Consider the following 23,837-nt stretch of genomic DNA (forward strand, 5'->3'; position numbering starts at 1 on the left):
AATGAAACGGTTAGCCGTACTGCCGGCTTTGATTGTGGCTATTGCTATATTCATTGCGGGCTGTGTGCCCAAACTTGACGACGAAGTCTATCGCTCAGGTATCATTTATTGCTCTGAAAGTAACCCTATTTCATTCAATCCGCAACTTGATACTTCGGGCACAACCGCCGATGCTACCGCGCACCAAATTTACGATCGCCTACTCGATTTTGATATTGATAGCGGTAAGATTATTCCGGCATTAGCCGAAAGCTGGTCGGTGAGTGAAGACGGTTTACATTATGTTTTCCAACTACAAAAAGGGGTAGCCTTCCACCATACCCCTTATTTTACCCCGACTCGCCTTTTTAACGCCGATGATGTCTTATTCAGCATTAACCGCTGGCGTGAAATCGATCACCCCTATCATTACGTATCGGGTGGCCGTTATCCCTATTTCGACAGCTTAGGTATTGCTGAAAATATCGCCAGCGTTGAGCGAGTGAACGGTTACCGTGTCGAAATCGTATTAAAACAAAGAGACAGCTCATTTTTGGCCAATTTAGCCAGTGACTTTTCTGTGATTTTATCAGCCGAGTACGCTGACACCTTGATGAATTTAGGCATTCCAGACCAAATTGACGAACTTCCCATTGGTACTGGCCCCTTTATTTTTCACAGCTATTTAAAAGACCACTACATTCGCTACGAAAAACACAAAAATTACTGGAAGCACGACGACAGTGTAGAAACGTTGATCTTTGATATCACACCGAAGAGTTCATTGCGTTTAGCAAAACTAATGACGGGTGAATGTGATGCAATGGCACTGCCTTCTCAAACCCAGTTAGATATTATACGAGAACGTGAAGATTTAACCCTGGCAGAAAAGCCTGGGTTAAATATCGGATATTGGGCCTTTAATACTGAAGTACCACCGCTCAACAACCCTGATGTGCGCCGCGCATTAGCCTTTGCCATTGATAAAAACACCTTACTCGAAGCCGTCTACTTTGACAGTGCGACCAGAGCAAAAACGCTGTTGCCTGCGGCCAGCTGGGCTTATCAAAACGACGCCGATGACACTGCTTATAACCCCGTACTTGCGCGTAAATTACTCGATGATGCAGGCGTGCCGCCAGGCTTCACCATGACAATTTGGGCTATGCCAGTAGCACGGTCATACAACCCCAATGCCACCCGAATGGCAGAACTTATTCAGCGGTATTTAGCCGATGTGGATATTCAGGTGAATATTGTGACCTATGACTGGACCACATTCCGCCGAGATCTCAGAGAAGGAAAGCATGACTCCGTGTTGATCGGCTGGTCGGCCGATAACGGCGACCCGGATAATTTCTACCGTCCATTGCTCAGTTGCGATGCGATTCCCTCTGGGACCAATCGTGCACGATGGTGCAACACTGACTATGACGACATATTAAACCAAGCTATAGAAACGGAAGATTTAGATAAACGACGCCTGCTCTACGCACAAGCTAACCGATTGCTTTACGAGAAATTACCGTTAGTGCCAATTGCTCATGCCTATCGTTATCAGGCCTTTCGCACTAATTTATCGGGTTTAACCATTAATCCGTACGGCGGTGTGCGCTTTGGGGGAGTAGTGAAAACGCTATGATAAGTATTGTACTTAGATACACAGTGCTGTTTGTGGCTACCTTGCTTATTTTAACCGGCTTGTCGTACACATTGGCTTACTTATTTCCCGGTGAAGTACTAACAAACCTCAGTGGGCTAGTGCCACAAAATGATGCGCAGCAACTCGCGCTAGAAGCTCAGTATAAACTCGACCAATCTTATTTTGCGCAGTTTTGGCATTACCTAACGCAACTGTGGGAGGGGAACTGGGGTTACAGTTTTATCTCAGGGCAGCCGCTGAAAGAAGAAATACTTGTCGCCTTACCTGCAACCATTGAGTTAAGCGCGTATGCTATGTTTATTACGCTAGTGGTAGGCATACCACTAGGTTGCTATGCTGGGCTAAGAGCCTATTCTGCCGCCGACGCTACGATTAATGCAACCAGCGTTATCTGCTATTCGTTCCCCGTGTACTGGCTGGCCCTTGTGTTTATCATGTCACTGAGCTTAGATTTGGGCTGGATGCCGTTGTCAGGTCGAATAAGTTTGCTATTCGACATTCCTTACGAGACCGGCTTTATTCTGTTTGATATTTATCTGCAAGACAGCGTCGATAAAAGCTTGGCCTTTAGAGATGCAGTTAGCCATTTAATACTGCCGACCTTATCAATTGCGGTTATTTCTACTGCGAGTATGGTTCGTATTGTAAGACGCTCTATTATTGATGTGGTACACAGACCATATATCGCTGCCGCACGGTCCAAAGGCTTGTCATCGTGGCAGATTTTTTACCGCCACATATTGCGCAATGCCTTGCTGCCTGTTTTACCCTTAATGGCTATGCTTATAACCACATTGATCACCAATGCGTTAATCGTAGAAACCTTGTTCTCATGGCCGGGTATTGGCAATTGGTTAATTCAAGCCATTTATCAAAGGGATTACCCAGCCTTACGCGTAGGAATGTTAGCTGTTTCAAGTTTGGTGGTGTTCCTGACTATCACGGTTGATTTATTCAACCGACTTATCGATCCAAGTCGAGAGAGGTTCGAAAGTGCCACGATTTAGTTTATATCAGGAAGAGTTTCATCCTTCCCCTTGGCAACAGACCTGGCGTGAATTTAAAGAAAGCCATATCGCCCTATTAGCGCTAGCAATATTGATGCTGTTTTTGTTTTTTGCACTGTTTGCTCCGTTAGTCGCGCCTTACGACCCTCTCCAACAAAACACCAATGCATTCTTAATCCCGCCAAGTTGGGAAATCAACGGCGACATTAGCCATTTATTTGGTACAGATTCATTGGGGCGAGATCTCTTCTCTCGTATTATTTATGGCTGTCGTGTGACATTTGGTACCAGTATTCTACTGGTTATTATTGCCATGGCAGTAGGTGTTGCGATTGGCAGTGTTGCTGGGATGACCAGTGGTGTGCGATCCAGTGTGTTAAATCACTTACTCGACGCCTTAATGGCAATTCCAACACTTTTAATCGCCATTATTATCGTCGCCATATTAGGTACTGGCTTAGTGAACAGTATGTGGGCTATTACGTTAGCCCTCATCCCGCAATTTGTTCATCACTCACGTACGTTTGTTCGCGACGAAATGAGCAAAGATTATATTCAGGCATCCTTGTTAGATGGTGCGAATTATTGGCAACTGTTTATTCATTCCATTTTACCCAATATGATTGAAATGTTGGTGGTGCAAGGCACTTTGGCGCTTTCAATAGCGGTTATTGATATTAGTGCACTTGGTTTCTTAAACCTTGGCGCACAACCACCGCTTCCTGAACTTGGCGCTATTCTTGCCGCCGGATTAGATGTGGCTTATTTGGCTCCTTGGAATGTAGCGCTACCAGGGTTATCTATTTTCATGATGGTACTGTCAATCACCTTAGTAGGTGATGGGCTGCGTTCTGCATTGAGAAAGAGGTTAATCCGCTAATGCCAATGCTCGATATTAAAAACCTAACGCTAGAAATCGACACGGGCACCCGCGTCATCAAAGCGCTTGATAAAATAAACTTAACTGTGAACAACGGTGAAATCCGAGCGCTCGTTGGTGAATCAGGTTCAGGAAAAAGCCTGATTGTGTCAGCCATTTCGGGCTCTTTACCCGAAAACTGGCTTCTCACCGCCGATCGTATGAGCTGGGATGGCAACAATATGCTGTCTATGTCGAATGAAGAACGCCGGCAAATCATGCGCAGAGACATAGGTGTGGTATTTCAGCATGCTATCGCGTCATTAGACCCGTCAGCCACGCTAATAGAACAACTTGAAGAGAGTATTCCCGACGAACTCGTGGAAGGGAAATGGTTTTGGCAACGCGGGCAATTTCGGCGACAAGCAGCGATCAACACGTTACATAAAGTGGGCATTAAAAATCATCAAAAATACTTAAATGCGTTTCCCCATCAGATTACCACGGATATTGGCCAGAGGATCACCATGGCGATGGCGCTTGTTTCACAGCCTAAGCTTCTGATTGCCGACGACCCAACCCGAGGGATGGAAACCACAACAAAAACCCAGGTGTTAAAGTTTTTATCGCGGCTCAATCAAACTCGCTCACTCGCCATTTTGTTTGTAAGTCATGACTTACTGGCAATTGCCAGCATGGCCGATACCATGACGGTTCTCTATTGTGGGCAAACGGTTGAATCTGGGAAAATGAAACATATTCGTAAACGGCCGCTCCACCCTTATACCAAGGCTCTCATGGACAGCGCCCCAAGCTTCAGAAAAGACCTACTGCCAAAATCTAAACTACCAACACTACCGGGCACAATTCCTACGTTACAACACTTGCCGATTGGCTGTAGGCTTGGCCCGCGTTGCCCTAGAGCTCAGCGTGCGTGCGTGAGCGTACCGGCAGTACGCAAAGTGCATGATCATAACTACAGTTGTCACTTTCCGCTGCATATGGAGAAGTTATGACCGATGTATTGAAGGTTGAGACCTTAACGTATCATCGCGAGCAAACGAAGAAATGGGGCAAGCAATCGGAGCCGTTTACCCTTGGACCGGTAAACTTAACCATTGTAAAGGGTGAAACCGTGGCGATCATTGGTGAAAACCGCTCTGGAAAATCGCTGCTCGCCAAATTACTCGTCGGTGCGATTAATGCCGATTCAGGCACCATTACTCTCGGCGAAACCACCAATGCGTTATCGCGTTATGACAAGTCACAAAGCGTCAAACGCAATCAAGCTATTCGCATGATTTTCCAACACAGCAGTGAGTCGATGAACCCTGGGATTCCCGTAGGACAAATACTGGATGAACCTCTTCGCCTCAATACCTCGCTTTCTCAGAATGAGCGCAATAGCTTAATTTTAGAGACCTTGGTGAAAGTTGGATTGTTGCGAGAACATTACCATTTTTATCGTCATATGCTGTCTGATGGTCAGCAGCAGCGGGTTTCGCTTGCCAGAGCCATTATGCTCAACCCCAAAGTATTGGTTGCAGACGAACCATTCGCGGCCCTCGACCCCACCATTCGCTCGCAAACCGTTAATTTGATATTGAAGGTACAGCAAGAGATGGGCATGGCATTTATTTTTATTTCACATAACTTGGGTATTGTCAGGCACATTGCTGACCGCGTGATCGTCATGAACGATGGTCAAATTGTAGAATCGGGGAAAACTGAAACGATATTCCGTTGGCCTCAACACGAGTTAACGAAAAAGCTAATCATGGGATACCATTCTTTAGTCCCTCAAAAGAACGGCTTAAGCTAATTTATATCCTTACATAGTAAAAACCCCTAGCCAAAAGCCAGGGGTTTTCTGTTTGCGAAACGTCTTACTTAACCAACAAGCGCCAACAAAATACCGGCCGCGACCGCCGAGCCAAGTACTCCTGCCACATTTGGCCCCATTGCATGCATAAGCAAGAAATTGTGTGGATTGGATGCCAAGCCAACCTTGTTAACCACCCTAGCCGCCATAGGCACCGCAGACACACCTGCTGCGCCAATAAGTGGATTTATCCCACCGCCAGACAGCTTGTTCAACAATTTCGCCATCAACACGCCTGCGGCTGTTCCGATTGCAAATGCAATAGCACCTAAACCAAGAATCCCAAGTGTTTCTACCGTAAGAAACTTATCGGCCGAAAGTTTAGAGCCCACCGCCAAGCCAAGAAATATTGTCACAATATTAATAAGTTCGTTTTGCGCCGTTTTACTTAGCCTGTCTACCACACCACACTCTTTCATTAAATTACCGAAGCAAAACATACCAACGAGAGGCGTTGCTGAAGGTAAAAACAAAATGGTGAGCAACAATACCGCGAGCGGAAACAATATCTTTTCTTTGCGCGATACGTGACGTAGTTGGGCCATTTCGATCTTGCGCTCTTCTTCATTGGTGAGTGCTTTCATAATGGGAGGTTGGATAATAGGGACCAACGCCATATAGGAATAAGCCGCAACCGCAATAGCGCCCAATAGATCTGGCGCTAAACGCGATGCAAGGAAAATCGCGGTTGGGCCATCGGCACCACCAATAATGGCGATAGCTGACGCATCTTTTAAAGAAAACTCAAACCCAGGTACAAAATTCAGTGCTATCGCACCAAACAAGGTAGCAAAAATACCAAATTGTGCCGCGGCTCCCAATAAAAGCATACGAGGGTTAGCGATAAGCGCGCCAAAGTCGGTCATCGCCCCTACCCCCATGAAGATCAATAGCGGGAACACACCTGTATCTATGCCCACCTTATAAATGTAATACAGCAAGCCTCCTGCCTCGGAAAAGCCCGCTAAAGGGATATTAGTTAGTAAGGCACCAAACCCAATAGGAAACAGTAATAACGGCTCAAACTTTTTTACAATGGCTAAATAGAGCAATAACAGCCCTACTGCCATCATGATAAGTTGGCCAGATTCAAAGTGAGCCAGCGCAGTGCTGTCCCACAAAATCTCAAGTTTTTCCATAAACTTAACTCAACTCTATCAATGCTTGGCCACTGGTCACTGCTTCACCTTCATTAGCCAGAACAGCACTAACCGTTCCTTCGACCGCAGCACGAATCTCAGTTTCCATCTTCATCGCTTCTAAAATCATGACCACATCACCATTAGCAACACGTTCACCAGGACTAACAAGGACTTTAAAAACCGTTCCTGCTAATGGCGCATTCACCGTACTTACCATATCGGAAGGAGCTGTTGCTGGCGATGTAGACGCTACTGGTTGAGGGGTAATCGCACCAAGTTCACCACTGGCCCCTACCTCTACACTGTATACTTTACCGTCTACACGCACATCATAAACTGCTGCGCCACTACTCGCTGCCGCAGGGGCTGTAGCTGGCGCAACAGCAAGCTCATTACCCGGAGCTGGCTCGAAAGCGTCGGGGTTACCCCGGTTTTCAAGAAACTTGAGACCTACTTGGGGGAACAATGCATACGTGAGCACATCATCCACTTTTTCATCAGCCAACTCGATGCCTTTTTCCGCGGCTAAAGCGGCCAACTCTTCCGTTAACTTTTCCAGTTCAGGCGCAATGTTGTCTGCAGGACGGCAAGTAACAGGCTCGGCACCATCAAGCACGCGCTGTTGTAGCTCAGCATTCACTGGTGCTGCAGTGGCGCCATATTCGCCTTTCAATACCCCTGCGGTTTCTTTGGTGATGCTTTTGTAACGCTCACCGGTTAACACATTCAGTACCGACTGCGACCCAACAATCTGCGACGTTGGTGTAACTAGAGGAATAAAGCCCAAGTCTTCACGCACTCGCGGTATTTCTTGTAGAACGGCATCAAGCTTATCTTCAGCTCCCTGCTCACGAAGCTGATTTTCCATATTCGTCAACATGCCGCCTGGCACCTGCGCTAGCAAAATACGGGCATCAACCCCTTTAAGGCTGCCTTCAAACTTAGCGTATTTCTTGCGTACATCACGGAAATGAGTGGCGATAGGCTCAAGCTCTGGCAGAGAAATGCCAGTATCGCGATCTGTGCCCTCTAGAATCGATACAATGGTTTCAGTGGCTGTATGGCCATAGGTCATACTCATCGGCGAAATTGCGGTATCGAGCATATCAATGCCCGCATCAATGGCTTTTTGGTACGTAGCTGTGCTCAAACCTGTTGTTGCGTGGCACTGCATTGCCAATGGCACCTCGACCGATGCTTTAATTTGCGTTACCAGCGCTTCACACTCGTAAGGCTTAAGCAGGCCAGCCATATCTTTGATACAGATAGAATCCACGCCCATATCTTCTAACTTTTTAGCCATATCAACCCAAAGTGAGATGTTATGGACAGGGCTAACCGTGTAAGAAATAGTACCCTGCGCGTGACCGCCACAGCCAATGGTGGCTTTTACGGCGGTTTCTAGGTTACGCACGTCATTCATTGCATCGAATATACGAAATACATCAACGCCATTATCGTGAGCGCGCTCTACAAAGCGGGTCACCACATCATCGGCATAGTGGCGATAACCTAGTAAATTTTGGCCACGCAGTAACATTTGCTGCTTAGTTTTAGGCATAGCCTGTTTAAGTAAGCGAATTCGTTCCCAAGGATCTTCTCCTAGATAACGAATACAACTGTCAAAGGTCGCACCACCCCATGATTCAATTGACCAGAAACCTGCTTCATCCAGCTTTTCTGCCATAGGCAGCATATCTTCAATGCGCATTCTGGTTGCGAACAACGACTGATGGGCATCACGCAATACCAGCTCGGTAATCGCCAGTGGTTTTGACATGGTAACTCCTAAAGTGTGTTAACGGTTTGCTTGCCTGTGCGAATGCACTGCGGCAGAGATGGCAGCGACAAGTTGGCCGTCTACCGTTTGCGTTTGATTTTGCGTTGTCGTTGGGGTGCGTTTCACTGACGCTCTTTTTGGCGCCTCTGGCTCTTGGCCGGGAAAACGACGACAGAAACTCGCTAAGCCATTCACACCTAGAATCAACAAAGTAAGAAAGGCGAATACAACTACCATACCCACCAGCATTAAATTCGCGGCTTCGAGTAATAGTTGATTGATGGTTTCTGAGTTCATAACAAATCCGACCATAAAAAAGGAAGTAGATAAGTATCACGCTACCTATTAAAAAACAACCTGGCAGCGCTCTCGATTTGAATAAAAATATTAATTACCCACCAATAAACGCCCCATTCACCCTATTTATGCAGAGAATGTAGATATTTATGCTACCAACATTTCTTTAGTGAATAGGCACAATAAATAAGGCTTAACGAATATATATTAGACAGATAATAGGCTCGATACGGATTTATCCCACGCGCACTTGTTTTATTCGCTTGCTCACTACGTTATTGTTTATAAGTTAAACAATATGTCACAGTGATTAGCTATCATTCTTTGTTATAGGTCAAAATACAAGCAATAGTTGTTTTTTGTTGTTTGTAGAAGCCGTTGGCATATTGAAAATAAACACCCATAAGACTGGGTGTATGGGTGGATAGTTGAGACCGGACTCAATCAAGCAATTTTGGTTTCGCCAAGCAAACGCCCCGAGCTCTTCAAGGAGCTGGTTCTCCGGTACTGCAATAAAAAAACCACCCTGTTGGGTGGTTTCTTCAATGTGGCGCGTGTGGAAGGATTCGAACCTCCGACCGCCTGGTTCGTAGCCAGGTACTCTATCCAGCTGAGCTACACACGCGTAATTCGGTACATTTAAGTTGGCGCGTGTGGAAGGATTCGAACCTCCGACCGCCTGGTTCGTAGCCAGGTACTCTATCCAGCTGAGCTACACACGCGCAATACTTAAATTTTAAAACGTGGCGGAGAGGGAGGGATTCGAACCCTCGATACGTGTAATACGTATGGTTCCTTAGCAGGGAACTGGTTTCAGCCACTCACCCACCTCTCCGTAACGTGGGGTGCATTTTAATGAGCCAAGTTCGGAAGTCAAACCTTTTTTATAGGAAAAATGACTGCTTGCCGGGATTTTAGCCAAACTGTCTATTATTTCGATTCGGATGTCTATTTCCCACCCAACATAGCTGTATTTTTCAGGCTCTGCACATTAAAAAAATAAACTGATAACCACTAAAATCATTTAAGAAAATCTAAATTTCGTAAACCACATGAAGAAATATTGAAAAAAACAGCACCTCATTCCGGTAATTTTTTCTATCAAACTCAATTCTCATGCGCAATATGATCAAAATATTCTTTTCGGAGCAAAAAAAACCCGACATCTCGTCGGGTCTTTTATATTTCAGTCATCACTTTTAATTAGTCGTCACTTTCTGCGCCGACTTGCTGACCAGATTTCTCAGCTTGTATGCGCATATAGATTTCTTCACGATGCACAGACACTTCTTTTGGCGCGTTAACACCAATGCGTACCTGATTACCTTTAACACCTAAAACAGTGACGGTAACGTCATCACCAACCATAAGTGTTTCACCAACACGACGAGTCAAAATAAGCATTCGCTTGCTCCTGTTCCTTTACAGTTTGTCCCTACAACAAAAATCAGAGCTGATCCTATACCAACACTGACTACAGTCATTCCGTGTTTTTGATGTCACTAGCAAAAACAGACTGTTAAAAAACTGTTAATTCAATTATAGCTTAGTTTCGAGCCAAGGTTGAACTAATGCTAAGGCTTCTGTTAGTTTTTCAGGTTGGTCACCACCCGCTTGGGCCATATCTGGGCGACCACCGCCTTTACCACCAACATGAGCAGCCACAACGTTCACTAACTCTCCGGCTTTCACCTGCCCTGTTAGCCCTTTTGTTACCCCTACAATCAAACTTACTTTTGCGTCTCCAGCAACACCGAGTACGACAATACCTTCCCCAATTCGGTTCTTCAGATCGTCGACCATGCCTCGCAACGCTTTGGCTTCTACGCCTTCTAAATTAGCAATAAGTACTTTCACACCATTTATTTCAATGGCACTGCTAAGTAAGTCAGCTCCTTGCTGGCTCGCTAACTTCTGCTTCGCAGCGGCCAGTGCTTTTTCCAAATCTCGACTCTGTGACTGTAGCGCCTGAATACGCTCAACCAAGCCACTCGCGTCGGTTTTAAGCAAGGCGCCGGCATTATTAAGCATATGTTGCTGTTGCTGCACAAATTCAACTGCAGCTGCGCCAGTTATCGCTTCTATACGACGAACACCAGAAGCGATACCGCTTTCAGAGATAATTTTGAACAAACCGATATCACCGGTTTGATTGACGTGAGTACCACCACATAATTCAACAGAGAATCCCCCCATTGACACTACACGTACTTTTTCATCGTACTTCTCACCAAATAATGCCATGGCGCCAGACGCTTTAGCTTCGTCTAGTTCCATAAGCTTAGTTTGTAATTGGTGATTTGCACGAATTTCTTCGTTCACTCGTCTTTCTATTCGGTCGCGTTGCTCTGGCGTAATCGATTCAAAGTGTGAAAAGTCAAAGCGCAAACGCTCTGCATCTACCAACGAGCCCTTTTGCCCAACGTGCTCACCCAGCACTTCGCGTAGCGCTGCGTGCAATAAATGAGTAGCAGAGTGATTTTTACGAATCGCATCGCGATTGTCCGCATCGATCTTAGCCTCTGCTTTATCACCCTTTTTCACTGTGCCTTTTACAACCCCCTTATGAGCAAATGCATTACCCATTTTTTGAGTGTCGTGCACGATAAATTCGCCATTGGCCACTTTCAGCACGCCCATATCGCCCACTTGGCCGCCCGATTCTGCATAAAAAGGCGTTTGGTCAAGCACGACCACACCTTGTTGACCATCGGTTAACTCATCGCAAAACGCAGAGTCTGTGATAAGTTCGATTACATTCGCTTGGCCTTCGTTATCGCTGTAACCCGTAAAGGCGGTTTCGCCATCAATTTTCAAGGTGGCATTGTAATCAGCACCAAAGTTACTGGCTTGTTGAGCACGCTCACGCTGTGCTTGCATCGCCGCTTCAAAGCCAGCTTCGTCAATTGCGAAACCTTGCTCGCGAGCAATGTCATTGGTTAAGTCTGTGGGGAAGCCATAAGTATCGTAAAGTTTGAATACCACTTCGCCAGGAATCGTTTTATCTTCCAACGCTTCTAGCGTATCGCTTAGCATCGCCATACCGCGGGCGAGTGTCTTACTAAACTGTTCTTCTTCAACTTTTAACACTTTTTCGATCACAGGCTTTTGGTCGCCCAGCTCTGGATACGCAGAACTCATCTCTTGGCAAAGTGCATCCACCAGCTTGTAAAAGAAAATATCAGATGCGCCAAGCTTGTTTCCGTGACGCACTGCACGACGGATAATGCGGCGTAACACATACCCTCGGCCTTCGTTACTCGGCATTACACCATCACAAATCAAGAAAGCACATGAGCGAATGTGGTCAGCGATGACGCGTAATGATTTATCTTCCAAATCTTTCGCGCCAGTCACTTCGGCGGCCGCTTTGATTAGGTTTACAAATAAATCAATTTCGTAGTTGCTGTGCACGTTCTGCATAATTGCCGAAATACGTTCAAGCCCCATCCCCGTATCGATAGACGGTTTAGGAAGTGGCTCCATCGTGCCGTCTGCCTGACGGTTAAATTGCATGAATACCAAGTTCCAGATTTCAATGAAACGGTCGCCGTCTTCTTCAGGGCTGCCTGGAGGACCACCCCAGATATGTTCACCATGATCGTAAAAGATCTCAGAACAAGGGCCACAAGGACCAGTGTCACCCATCGACCAGAAGTTGTCAGAGGTACTAATGCGAATGATTTTTTCGGCCGGTACGCCGATCTCGTTTTCCCAAATATCAAATGCTTCATCATCTTCTGAGTAAACAGTAACGAGCAATTTTTCTTTCGGTAATTGCAGCTCTTCAGTCAAGAAAGACCATGCAAATTTAATCGCGTCTTGTTTAAAATAATCACCAAAACTGAAGTTACCCATCATTTCGAAAAATGTATGGTGACGCGCCGTGTAGCCCACGTTTTCTAAATCGTTGTGCTTGCCGCCAGCACGTACACAACGCTGAGCAGATACCGCTCTTGTGTAACTGCGCTTCTCTGAACCCAGAAAGACGTCTTTGAACTGGTTCATACCTGCGTTCGTAAACAACAAGGTAGGATCATCTGCAGGTACTAGTGACGAGGTGGCCACGGGTTGATGCCCATGACGACTAAAGTATTCGATAAATTTTCGACGTATGTCAGCAGTAGAAAGTGTCATTGAATCCTGAGTTCCTGTTCTTGTATCTATAAACTGATGTTAAACACTGAAGTATAGTGCTTACGGGGGCGCAACAATATCATGGATGCCGCATATTTGTTAAGCAATGCAACATGATATCGCGGCAGTTTAGCGATTATTTACTGATAATAATGAAGGCAATGAAGTAAATTCCAACGAAAAAAGCAGATTAGCGTGATTTATCGGCTCAATGAATCACTGAAGCTGCTATTTATTGGTCATTAATGGCATACATAATATGTTGTTGTTCAAAGCCTCGGTATTGTAAAAAACGCATCTGTTTTTGCTTTTCTTTGAAATCATCTTCCAACGCTGCGCCATACTTTTTTTCTTTTACTGATTTAGCCAGTGCAAACCAGTCGATGTCATTTTCGGCGATAGCCTCTTCGATCAAGCGTTCATCAACCCCTAATTGCTGACATTCTGCCATGATCCGCGCAGGTCCCTGCCCTTTGTTGGCCGCAGCTCGCACTTTCATTTCTGCAAACCGAGCATCGCTTTGAATCCCTGATTGGCGAAACTCGTCAACAATGGTCTCTACGGGAGTACCCGTCAGCCCCTTCTGTGCCAACTTTCGCAAGACTTCTTCAAAAGCGTGTTCACGTCTCGCCAACATGCGAGTGACCGTGTTAATAATGTTGTTTCTCAAATCGTTTGACATAATAAGATGACGATTAACATCTCACAGAACCTAAAGATATAGGTTCTATTCTACCTCTTAAAGACACGAATGATGAACTGGGAAACCCAAATTCATACCACAGTAGCCGACTTTGATCCCGAGGCATGGGGCGTATTAGCCAAAAACGCCGGACCGTTTTTACACTACGACTTTTTATTGGCTCTGGAAACAACCCACTGTGTGGGTGAAAATACCGCATGGTGGCCATGCCATACTGGGTGTTATCAAGATGGAAAGCTGGTTGCAGCGATTCCCGGCTATATTAAACTCGACAGCTCGGGTGAGTATGTTTTCGACCACGCTTGGGCTAATGCCTATCACCAATACGGACTCAACTATTACCCCAAATTTGTCAGTGCAATTCCATTTACACCCATTAGCGGCCCACGCTGGTTAGGCTTAGAGAATTTATCTGAGTCTCACATTGCACATACACTGTCACAAATAAGCGCGATGAAATGGCAAGGGCAATCATTGTCTTCTTTTCACTGGTTGTTTGTTCCCGCCTCAACCCTGCCGACCTTATCTAACGCCGATTACTTAACTCGTCTTTCGGTGCAGTTTCAATGGCAAAATAGAGGCTATCAGGACTTTGCCGATTTTCTTTCTCGTTTTACCGCACGAAAACGCAAAGAGGTGAAAAAGACCCGCCGTCGTATCGCCGAGCAGCAGGTTTCATGCGTCAAACTTACCGGTGAAGCAATTACTGAAGAAGAAATCACTTTCTTTTATCAATGCTATCGCGATACCTATTTAAAACGCAGTGGACATGACGGTTATCTGACAGAAGCGTTCTTTCAACGTTTACGCCATGTTTGTAAAGGGCAACTTCTGCTAATAAAGGCAGTACAAGATGGCGAGCCCGTGGCGAGTGCCATGTTGTTTTATGATCATACAGGATTGTATGGACGCTATTGGGGTTGCCTGAAAGAGATAGACCAACTGCATTTTGAATGTTGTTACTTCCAAGGTATTGAGTTCGCAATTGCAAATCAGTTACCGATTTTTAATCCGGGAACACAAGGCGAACACAAAATATTGCGTGGTTTTGAGCCAATATTTTGCTATTCGGAGCACAAACTCGTTCGACCAGATTTTCATCACGCTGTAGCTGATTATTTACACCGTGAAACGCCGAGTATTCAAGCGTATTTCAATCAAGCGGAAGATGTTTTACCTTTTAATCAGGATTACCTAAATAACTATAAATCTAAATAAGAGAAGGCAGTGATGCCTAACTCAATTAACGATAGGACTGAGTGTAAACAATGAAATATACCCTCCTTGCCGCAATTGTGGCAGCAACATGTGGATTAACGGCTTGTAGCAAGCCTGCGGAAACAACGTCAGCGTCAACAGAACAAACCGTACAAAAAGGTCAACCGGAGTTAGGCAGCTTTGGGGTAGATCTCAGTGCGCGTGATACTTCAGTTAAACCCGGTGACGATTTCTTTATGTACGCCAGCGGTACTTGGTATAAAAATTACGAACTTCCCGCAGATAAAACTCGTTTTGGCGCATTCAGTAAATTGGCTGAGCGCAGTGAAGACCAAGTAAAATCAATTGTTGATGACATTATGTCTAAAACAGATTTGAACGCCGAAGAAAAGCTAGTTCACGACTACTACACCGCCTATATGGACGTGGATGCCATTAACGCCAAAGGCATTGCACCAATCCAAGATACCCTTGACGATATTGCGGCCATTAAAGATGTAAAAGGGCTAACCGCGGCTTTTGGTGAAGCCTGGCTTACTAACTCTTCATCACCGCTTTGGGGTGGTCTGTGGTACAACCGTCTTGACCCTAACCAATACCAACTCTCTCTGGGTGTAGGTGGCATTGGCTTACCTGACCGTGATTATTACCTCAATGACGCCGAGCGTTTTGTTGAAATTCGCGCTGCCTACAAAGCACACATTGAACAAATGTTAACCCTAGGTGGTATTGAGAACCCTGCTGAAAAAGCACAGGCGATCTTAGACCTAGAAACAAAAATTGCGGAAGTCCAATGGCCACGTGAAAAACGCCGTGACCGCGACCTAACGTTGAACCAAATTAAACGCAGTGAATTGTCTGATACCTATCCTGGGTTCGATTGGGATACCTTTTTTGCTTCTCAAGGTTTGAAAATCCCGACGTTGAACGTGTCAACTCCTGAGCCAGTGAAAGGCGCAATCAAGCTAATTAATACTGAAGATCTCGAAGACTGGAAAGCCTATATGGCGTATCACACCATCAGCGGTAACGCGAGTTTACTGTCTGAAGATGTCTACATGGCCAACTTTGATTTCTACGGTAAAACACTCAGTGGTCAACAAGAGCCTCGCCCTCGTTGGAAGCGCGCTATCCGTGCCATGTCTGGCACACAATCACTCGGTTTCGCTATTGGTAAAATTTACGTAGACCGTTACTTCCCTGAAAGCTCAAAAACCCAAATGGCTGAATTGGTTGAAAACCTTCGTACAGCGTTAGGTGAGCGTATCGATAACCTCGATTGGATGGGTGAAGAAACCAAGGAAAATGCAAAAGAAAAACTCGCGGCATTCCGTCCTAAAATTGGTTATCCAGACAAATGGGTAGACTTAACAGGGTTAGAAATCACAGATAGCAGCCCAGTGACTAACGTGCGTAACCTCAGCAAATTCTTTATGCAAAAAGACGTTGAGAAAGAGTTAGAGCCAACCGATCGCGAACGTTGGGGCATGACGCCACAAACCGTAAACGCCTACTATAACAGTTCGTTTAACGAGATTGTTTTCCCTGCAGCCATTTTGCAACCGCCGTTCTTTGATCCAAACGCTGATCCCGCCGTTAACTATGGTGCTATCGGTGCAGTGATCGGGCACGAAATGGGCCACGGCTTTGACGACCAAGGCGCAAAATCTGACGCTAAAGGTATTCAGCGTAACTGGTGGACTGACGAAGACTTAGCTGCGTTCCAACAGAAAACCAATATGCTGGTTGAACAGTACGATGCCTACGAGCCGATTGAAGGCATGCACGTAAACGGTAAGAACACCTTGGGTGAAAACATTGGTGACGTGGGTGGTTTGTCAATGGCATACCACGCATACAAACTAAGCCTTAACGGTAAAGAAGCTCCCGTTATCGACGGCCTTACCGGTGACCAACGCTTCTTCTTAGCATGGGCACAAGTATGGCGTGAAAAACAAACCGAACAAAGTTTGTTGACCCGCTTACGCTCTGACCCACATTCACCTGCGCATTATCGTACATTCGCACCGCGTAACCACGATGCGTGGTACAAGGCGTTTGACGTGAAGCCTGGTGATGCTTTGTATCTTGCACCAGAAGAACGTGTGAAGATTTGGTAAGTACTACGGTTATTAAAGAGTAAGAATTAAGCCCTGATTTTTCAGGGCTTTTTTATGTGAATTACACAGTTCCAAGCCTCGAAAGCTCAAAATTATTGGGCATGACAGTCACCCATGCAACCAATGACTTCACTGCTACTTAATTAAAACCCTGACACGTCCGACGGTGAGACGTCGCAATACGCAGAATTCCAGAATTCGCCCCACTTAGGCGAGGACTCTCCGCTTTGCACTCCCCAGTACTCTTCACAAACTGGCGGGTTACCCGACGAGTAATTTTGAATATGTAAGTCTCGAATCGTGGCTTTATCACCAAAGTTACTATTCACTCCTGCGATAGAGCCAATCGTGCCGTTAATCGTCACATTGTAAATATACACATCCCGTGGGCCACCATTATTTGAACAGTTACCACATGAACGCCAGAGTTTCCCATTTTGACCATTGGCAGTAAAACCACCAGCGATAACAGTGACACTATTTTTCGAATTGTGTTGGAAGATTTTGTCGGGCTGGCCACCGTATCCGCTATTGCTGTTATACGCGCTCCCTCCCGCGATGGTCATCGTGCCGCCTTCAGACTTATTCGTAGCCGCATCCTCACAAATATCCTGCCAATTAACATCAGCGAGGGTGCAATTCCCCGAAGTACAGTGAATACCGTCAGATCCTCCACTAGCAGATATATTCAAATTGCGAATTGAGGAATTTTGTAGCGTCAGTACCGGTGGCTGAGACTCACTATCACTGGCACAACTTAACCCTATAGTTTTGCCACCACAATCGACAAATTTATTCGTTAATGTTGCACCAGCATAGCATTCTGATTGGTCGCCCACTTGTTGAAAAGTCCATAGCTGGCCCGCTCCTCCCCAATAACTATACAGCCGCACATCAGCGCCTGCGTACATGCTCATTTCCCACACGTCTAAAGCTCGGCCACTGAACTGGGATATCACTGAGTAATACCCGTTACCTCTGTCTTCTATCCACCATTTTTGATTGTTTGCCCCAGTGTAGTCCCATTGACGAAGCTCAGCCCCATCATCGGCATTCCACGCCCATACATCCAAAGATTTACCACTGTGTACAGGCCTAATTGAATAAGTGCCATCTCCCAAATCAGCCACATCAAACTGTTGATTCTCATACCCCAGTGTTAGCCAGGTCATGACATTGGCGCCGCCATCCGTACTAAAATTGTCAACGTCGAGGGCATTGCCGTTGAGCTTTGAAACAATCACATAACGCCCGCTAGACAACGCCGCTAAGGTTGATGCGCTGAAACAAAGCAAAATAAAGGTATACACACACTTTTTCATTGTTTTCTCCATATTCGTTACATAGCAAAATCCATATCACTGCGCGAAGATATGGGATTTGAGGCACAGAAACCGTCAATACAGCCTCTTATGTAACTCCCAGCAACGGCGTTTTAGTCGCAACCAAACATGCAAAACTAGAGGAAAGCGGCGATCCCTGAACATATTGTATGATAATTAAGCGGATTGCGTGAGGCAAAGTAAATGAGGGGTTACGTTATAAAAATACGTGCTATTGGTGTTATTATTCAAATGTAAATATTTTGAACGATTTTCGTTAAAACAAAACGCTCACCAAGGTCAAAAAAACATTGGCGAGCAGTGATTGAGTACTCAGGTTAAATTTTAAATTGATTGACGATTTCTTTGAGTTCAGAAGCCACGCCATTTAACTGAGTAGCTTCTTCGGCTAACTCGGCGGCATGTCGCGCAGTTTTATCACTCAATCCCGTTATGGTAATTAAGGAGCGATTGATATCCGATGCAACCACACTCTGCTCCTCGGTTGCACTGGCAATTTGACTAGACTGTATTTGAACAGTGCCAATAGAGCGATTGATATCATCTAGAGAAGAAGCGATCGCCTGAGTTTTGTCTGCACCTTGTAGAGTTTTCGATTTACCATCTTGCATGACGGTATCTGTTTGCGCAGCCATAGATTGCAAACGTTCAACCATTTTACGAATATCATCGGTTGACTCTTGTGTGCGACTGGCTAGAGAACGCACTTCATCGGCAACCACAGCAAAACCGCGACCTTGTTCACCGGCTCTGGCGGCTTCTATCGCCGCATTCAACGCCAATAAATTGGTTTGCTCCGCAATACTGTTAATAACATCGATAACCGCACCAATGTTGTCCGATTCTTTACTTAACCCACTAACCACTTCTACCCCTTGGGTAATAGATTGAGTCAATGCATCCATCCCCAATTTAGCTTGTTGAGCTTGGTCTGCCGTACTGTGGATCAGGGCCTCCACTTCAGAGGCTGCACGGTGAGAGTCACTGGCGTTGGCCGAAATTTCATGCACAGTCTGCGACATTTGGCCAATGGCTGTAGTAACAGACTCAACTTGTACCTTTTCTTGTTGAATCTCATCACTCGTCGCCTGAGACACGTCGCTAAGATGCCTTGCCGCATCGGCTACGGCTTGGGTTTGCTGAGCGGTTTGTTGAAGTAAGTGACGCAGCTTATCAGTAAAAAGATTAAACTCTTGCGCCAATGCGCCTACTTCATCATTGCTGTGAATCGTGAGAGATTTTGTTAAGTCGCCGTCACCACTCGCTATTTCCGACATGGCCTGTTTCATTTGCAATATTGGGCGTGTGATCTTGGCGCTAGCCCAGTATGTAATAAACGCGATCAACACAATAATAACGAAAGAAACCACAACTGCTGTTGTAGTTGCACTCTGAATGGGACCATTAATTAAATCTGCGGGGATCAGCAATACCAAGGTCCAATTAATGTTGGGCTCGTCTAGGCTGATACGATGAAATACCCCAATATAGGATTCGCCTTTCCACGTTAACGCCTGCATTCCGGTTGTATGTTGGTTAATCGTACTTTCTAAGTCACTAAACCCCGTGGTATTCGGAAAAGCCCGATCTAACGCATCTAAACGCGAACTCAGAGGCAAATCTACGCCTTGCTCAGGGAAATACACCAGTGCTTCTTCTTCATCGAGTAAAAACGCCGTGCCCGCATTGCGGTAATGAATATGGTCGATGAGATCACCGATTGTACTGATCAGTATATCGACCCCGCCCACTCCAAGTAACTTTCCATTTTGATAGATAGGTGCTTGTACAACGGCTGAAACCGAACCATCCTGAGAGTCGACGGCAGGCGGCGTTACATATAAACCGTCTTTTGCAACTGCGGTAGAGAACCAAGGCCGCTGATTAGCAAAATAGTCGCTTTCTTGACCCACACGGCCCTGCTCATAAAAATACTCACCGGTGAGATTAGAACCAAAAAACGCCGACTTTATATTAGGATCAGGCTGACTGATGTTGTCAAACAATTGATACATTGTGCTGGCGTCTTTAACCCGGCTGTCGCTGCCTCCTCGCTGTGTATGAGCAGCGAAAAAGTTTTGGAGAAAAGGGTTACCGAGGAACGTTTTTGCTACACCACCATATTTAGCAAAAAAGCCAGCGATTGAGCGGGCTTCACTGTCTATCAGGCCGGTCACTTCCTGTTCAACGGTAGATTCGACGGAACTGCTGATACTACTAACAACCACTGTAGCCGTAGCGATGAGCATTAAAGCACAGCTACCGCCGACAATAGTCATAAACTTCTTCTGAAGGGACTGATACTTCATAATTTACCCTGAATTGTCGATATTATTATGGGTTTAGCGAGGTACTAGTTGTATTTTAAGGTCAAAAAATACCACTCACCTGACTCGTTTATACCAGAACAAATTTCGATTTAAAGGGTAACTCACGAGAAAACTGGTTATTTTACATTCTATTGAATACGGTTAACCCAGCCTCTAAGTGCTGAAAAGTTATGCTTTTCTCCATATCAGTAGCAAATTATTAGCGGGCATAGGGATGACATCTTTTAGCGTGAGGCCGCTCGCCCACTGTTGTAAGGTGCTGATATCCTGATAGCCACCAAACCCTCGTTCAATCAGACTTTGATGAAAAGCGGCATTGCTCTGTGAAGTAAAATCACCATCGACTTTAAACGGGCCATATTGGCAAAACACACCGTTATCGTTCAGTAGTCCGCCTACCGACCCCATCATTAATTTGGCTTCATGAGGCTGCATAATATGTGTGGTATTAGCAGTATAAACACCATCATATTTCTCAGATGGCAATGGAGATTGCCCAATAGTCAGAGCCAAAGGTGGAAGCACATTGGGCAATTGATACTCCGCTAGCCAAGCTTGAATACCTTGATGATTTTCAGCCTGATCACTGGTTTGCCAACGTAAGTGCGGCATTAATTTTCCGAAGTAAACCGCGTGTTGCCCCGTGCCTGAGCCAATCTCAAGCACACTACGAGCGTGACAAAATTCACGCTCCAGCACATTAAAGATTGGCCCTTTGTTATTCTCGCAGGCTTGACTAAATGGCTTAGTCATGAAGATTAGGCCCCAACCATTTTTCAGCTTGCTCTAACGTCCAGCCTTTCCGCTCTGCGTAATCTTTTAACTGGTCTTCTTGGATTTTCGCTACAGCAAAATAACGACACTCAGGATGAGAGAAATACCAACCCGACACCGACGCCCCGGGCCACATGGCGTAGCTTTCGGTCAGTTTCATGGTGGTGTGCTTCTCTGCGTCAAGTAAATCCCAAATCATTTGTTTTTCGGTATGCTCAGGGCACGCCGCATATCCTGGCGCTGGGCGAATACCTTGATATTTCTCACGGATTAACGCTTCGTTATCGAGATTTTCGTCTTGTGCATAACCCCAAAACTCTTTGCGCACACGCTCGTGAAGATATTCGGCAAACGCTTCTGCCAAACGGTCAGCAACGGCTTTTACCATAATCGCGTTGTAATCATCGCCTTTCGCTTCATACGCTGCTGCCAATTCGTCCTCGCCTATACCCGCAGTCACGGCAAAGGCACCAATGTAATCTTTGATTGACGATGATTTCTTGGCAACAAAGTCACTCAAACAATAGTTTGCACCTTTGTCTTTCAAAGTTTGCTGACGTAAATGATGCGACCTGCCAAGCAACGTATCACGAGCTTCATCGGTATAAATTTCAATGTCATCGTCAACGCGGTTGGCAGGGAATAAACCACACACGCCTTTGGCTTCCAAACCGCCTTCGGCGATCAGCTTGTCCAACAAATTATTGGCGTCGTTGAATAGCTCTTGAGCCTGCTCTCCCACTACTTCATCATTTAAAATACGAGGATATTTACCCGCCAATGACCAAGTAAGGAAGAATGGTGTCCAGTCGATATAATTGCGTAACGTAGATAAGTCAGCTGTGACTGGAATAACACCAAGTTGTTTTGGCGTCACCGGCAATACATCAAAGCTTGGCTCCATCGCGTTAGCTCGTGCCTCTGTAAGTGTAACAGGGCGGCTTCGAGGCTTTTTACGTGCGTGTTGTTCACGCACTTTGTCGTATTCTTTAGCCAATTCTTCACTGAAAATATCCCGTGACGCTTTGTTCAGTAAGCGCTGACACACACCAACTGCACGGCTAGCATTGGGCACGTAAGCTACAGGGGCATGATAATTCTGTTCAATTTTCACCGCTGTGTGAGCCTTAGACGTGGTCGCACCGCCGATCAACAAAGGCAAATCAAAACCCTGACGTTCCATTTCCTTGGCAACGTGAACCATTTCATCCAATGAAGGTGTGATTAGGCCTGACAGCCCGATCATGTCTACATTCTCATCTTTGGCGGTCTGTAAAATAGTCGCACACGGCACCATTACACCCAAATCCACCACTTCAAAGTTATTACATTGCAGCACCACACCCACGATATTTTTACCTATATCGTGTACATCGCCTTTTACTGTCGCTAACAAAATCTTGCCGTTGCTCTTCGCATCGTCAGACTTTTCAGCTTCGATGTAGGGTTGTAGATGGGCAACCGCCTTTTTCATTACCCGCGCCGATTTCACCACTTGGGGTAAGAACATCTTACCTTCACCGAACAAATCACCTACCACGTTCATGCCGTCCATCAACGGCCCTTCAATCACTTCAAGGGGGCGCGAGGCGGCTACGCGGGCTTCTTCGGTATCATCAATAATGTAGTCGGTTATCCCTTTCACCAGCGCATGTTCTAAACGCTTAGTGACCGGCATTTCTCTCCAGGCTAAATCTTCTTTTGCAGCAACCTTCCCATCGCCTTGGTATTTAGGCGCTAATTCAAGTAGGCGGTCGGTAGCTTCATCGTGCTTGTTAAGAATTACGTCTTCGACAGCGTCCCGCAGTTCAGCCGGAATTTCGTCATATACTTCCAACTGACCGGCGTTAACAATGGCCATGTCCAGACCCGCGCGAATTGCATGATAAAGAAACACAGAGTGCATGGCTTCGCGAACGGGGTTGTTACCACGGAACGAGAACGAGATGTTCGAAAGCCCGCCAGATACGTGCACATGAGGGCACGTTTCACGAATGATGCGCGTGGCTTCGATAAAATCGACCGCGTAATTATTATGTTCATCAATCCCTGTGGCGACCGCAAATATATTAGGGTCGAAAATAATATCTTCCGGCGGAAAACCAACTTTTTCCACCAACAACTTATAGCTGCGTTGGCAGATTTCAATTTTACGCGCTTGGGTATCAGCCTGGCCTGTTTCATCAAACGCCATCACCACCGAGGCAGCGCCATATCGACGAATTAACCGTGCTTGATGAAGAAAGTTCTCTTCCCCTTCTTTCAAGCTAATTGAGTTAACAATGGCCTTACCTTGTACGCACTTTAATCCCGCTTCAATCACTTCCCATTTAGATGAGTCGATCATGATAGGTACACGGCTAATATCAGGCTCTGAGGCGATAAGGTTAAGGAATGTACGCATGGCCTCGACCGAATCCAACATGGCTTCATCCATGTTAATGTCGATAATTTGTGCGCCGTTTTCTACTTGTTGTCGGGCGACATCAAGTGCTGCCTCGTAATCGCCTTCAAGAATTAAACGCTTAAAGCGAGCAGAACCAGTGACATTGGTACGTTCACCAATATTGATAAAAGTGGAAAATTCTACAGACACTATTTCA

General features: G+C 45.8%; 17 protein-coding genes and 3 tRNA genes. 7 read left to right on the forward strand and 13 right to left on the reverse strand.

The genetic code is table 11. The features are described from left to right. The first annotated feature begins 1 nt into the window (after window position 1). From ACXAH6_RS05540 to ACXAH6_RS05560, 5 genes are read left to right on the forward strand one after another with little or no spacing between them, the layout of a single operon-like run. The gene (locus ACXAH6_RS05540) at window positions 2–1,621 is read left to right on the forward strand and encodes an ABC transporter substrate-binding protein (protein ID WP_474875648.1); all 1,620 of its coding nucleotides are present in this window, start codon (window positions 2–4) and stop codon (window positions 1,619–1,621) included. Then, the gene (locus ACXAH6_RS05545; protein WP_474875649.1) at window positions 1,618–2,649 is read left to right on the forward strand and encodes an ABC transporter permease subunit; all 1,032 of its coding nucleotides are present in this window, start codon (window positions 1,618–1,620) and stop codon (window positions 2,647–2,649) included. The genes ACXAH6_RS05540 and ACXAH6_RS05545 overlap by 4 nt, the downstream gene beginning before the upstream one ends. After that, window positions 2,636–3,529 carry an ABC transporter permease subunit gene (locus tag ACXAH6_RS05550; protein WP_474875650.1) on the forward strand — a complete coding sequence of 298 codons (894 nt, stop codon included), beginning with the start codon at window positions 2,636–2,638 and terminating at the stop codon, window positions 3,527–3,529. The genes ACXAH6_RS05545 and ACXAH6_RS05550 overlap by 14 nt, the downstream gene beginning before the upstream one ends. Further along, window positions 3,529–4,524 (forward strand): oligopeptide/dipeptide ABC transporter ATP-binding protein, encoded by a 996-nt coding sequence (locus ACXAH6_RS05555; protein WP_474875651.1) that lies wholly within the window; start codon window positions 3,529–3,531, stop codon window positions 4,522–4,524. The genes ACXAH6_RS05550 and ACXAH6_RS05555 overlap by 1 nt, the downstream gene beginning before the upstream one ends. After that, entirely contained in the window at window positions 4,521–5,330 is an 810-nt protein-coding gene (locus ACXAH6_RS05560; protein ID WP_474875652.1) for an ATP-binding cassette domain-containing protein, read from the forward strand. The genes ACXAH6_RS05555 and ACXAH6_RS05560 overlap by 4 nt, the downstream gene beginning before the upstream one ends. A 68-nt stretch (window positions 5,331–5,398) precedes the next feature. Here ACXAH6_RS05560 and ACXAH6_RS05565 read toward each other — a convergent pair whose 3' ends face one another. The 9 genes from ACXAH6_RS05565 to ACXAH6_RS05605 all read right to left on the reverse strand — a co-directional run bounded on the left by ACXAH6_RS05565 (window position 5,399) and on the right by ACXAH6_RS05605 (window position 13,383). Then, window positions 5,399–6,529 carry a sodium ion-translocating decarboxylase subunit beta gene (locus ACXAH6_RS05565; RefSeq protein ID WP_474875653.1) on the reverse strand — a complete coding sequence of 377 codons (1,131 nt, stop codon included), beginning with the start codon at window positions 6,527–6,529 and terminating at the stop codon, window positions 5,399–5,401. 4 nt (window positions 6,530–6,533) lie between these two features. Further along, entirely contained in the window at window positions 6,534–8,312 is a 1,779-nt protein-coding gene (gene oadA, locus ACXAH6_RS05570; protein WP_474875654.1) for a sodium-extruding oxaloacetate decarboxylase subunit alpha, read from the reverse strand. 18 nt (window positions 8,313–8,330) lie between these two features. Continuing rightward, window positions 8,331–8,609 carry an OadG family protein gene (locus tag ACXAH6_RS05575; protein ID WP_474875655.1) on the reverse strand — a complete coding sequence of 93 codons (279 nt, stop codon included), beginning with the start codon at window positions 8,607–8,609 and terminating at the stop codon, window positions 8,331–8,333. A gap of 548 nt (window positions 8,610–9,157) precedes the next feature. Then, a tRNA-Arg gene (locus tag ACXAH6_RS05580) sits at window positions 9,158–9,234 on the reverse strand. Between the two features lie 20 nt (window positions 9,235–9,254). Further along, window positions 9,255–9,331: transfer RNA gene (locus ACXAH6_RS05585), tRNA-Arg, on the reverse strand. Window positions 9,332–9,353: 22 nt separating this feature from the next. Continuing rightward, window positions 9,354–9,444, reverse strand: a tRNA-Ser gene (locus ACXAH6_RS05590). Between the two features lie 368 nt (window positions 9,445–9,812). Next, entirely contained in the window at window positions 9,813–10,013 is a 201-nt protein-coding gene (csrA, locus tag ACXAH6_RS05595; protein ID WP_474875656.1) for a carbon storage regulator CsrA, read from the reverse strand. 135 nt (window positions 10,014–10,148) lie between these two features. Beyond that, on the reverse strand, window positions 10,149–12,746 hold the full coding sequence (gene alaS / locus ACXAH6_RS05600; protein WP_474875657.1) for an alanine--tRNA ligase: 2,598 nt from the start codon (window positions 12,744–12,746) through the stop codon (window positions 10,149–10,151). A gap of 232 nt (window positions 12,747–12,978) precedes the next feature. Then, window positions 12,979–13,383 (reverse strand): regulatory protein RecX, encoded by a 405-nt coding sequence (locus ACXAH6_RS05605; RefSeq protein ID WP_474875658.1) that lies wholly within the window; start codon window positions 13,381–13,383, stop codon window positions 12,979–12,981. 114 nt (window positions 13,384–13,497) lie between these two features. Here ACXAH6_RS05605 and ACXAH6_RS05610 point away from each other — a divergent pair, with 114 nt between their 5' ends. Then, window positions 13,498–14,667: a GNAT family N-acetyltransferase gene (locus ACXAH6_RS05610; RefSeq protein ID WP_474875659.1), complete on the forward strand. Its 1,170-nt coding sequence runs from the start codon at window positions 13,498–13,500 to the stop codon at window positions 14,665–14,667. 50 nt (window positions 14,668–14,717) lie between these two features. Next, window positions 14,718–16,787, forward strand: a complete 2,070-nt coding sequence (locus tag ACXAH6_RS05615; RefSeq protein WP_474875660.1) for a M13 family metallopeptidase — start codon at window positions 14,718–14,720, stop codon at window positions 16,785–16,787. 143 nt (window positions 16,788–16,930) lie between these two features. On the opposite strand, the gene ACXAH6_RS05620 is transcribed toward ACXAH6_RS05615, so the two are convergent. From ACXAH6_RS05620 to metH, 4 genes are all read right to left on the reverse strand, one after another. Beyond that, window positions 16,931–18,109 (reverse strand): pectate lyase, encoded by a 1,179-nt coding sequence (locus tag ACXAH6_RS05620; RefSeq protein WP_474875661.1) that lies wholly within the window; start codon window positions 18,107–18,109, stop codon window positions 16,931–16,933. 338 nt (window positions 18,110–18,447) lie between these two features. Further along, complete coding sequence (locus ACXAH6_RS05625) at window positions 18,448–20,439, reverse strand: methyl-accepting chemotaxis protein (RefSeq protein ID WP_474875662.1); 1,992 nt, start codon at window positions 20,437–20,439, stop codon at window positions 18,448–18,450. A 189-nt stretch (window positions 20,440–20,628) separates the two neighbouring features. Beyond that, window positions 20,629–21,213, reverse strand: coding sequence for a DUF938 domain-containing protein (locus tag ACXAH6_RS05630; protein WP_474875663.1), 585 nt, complete (start codon window positions 21,211–21,213; stop codon window positions 20,629–20,631). After that, window positions 21,206–23,830, reverse strand: coding sequence for a methionine synthase (gene metH / locus ACXAH6_RS05635; RefSeq protein WP_474875664.1), 2,625 nt, complete (start codon window positions 23,828–23,830; stop codon window positions 21,206–21,208). Before metH ends, ACXAH6_RS05630 begins: the two co-directional genes overlap by 8 nt. Between the last annotated feature and the right edge of the window lie 7 nt (window positions 23,831–23,837).

It is taken from the genome of Alteromonas sp. ABE4_545, assembly GCF_056161325.1.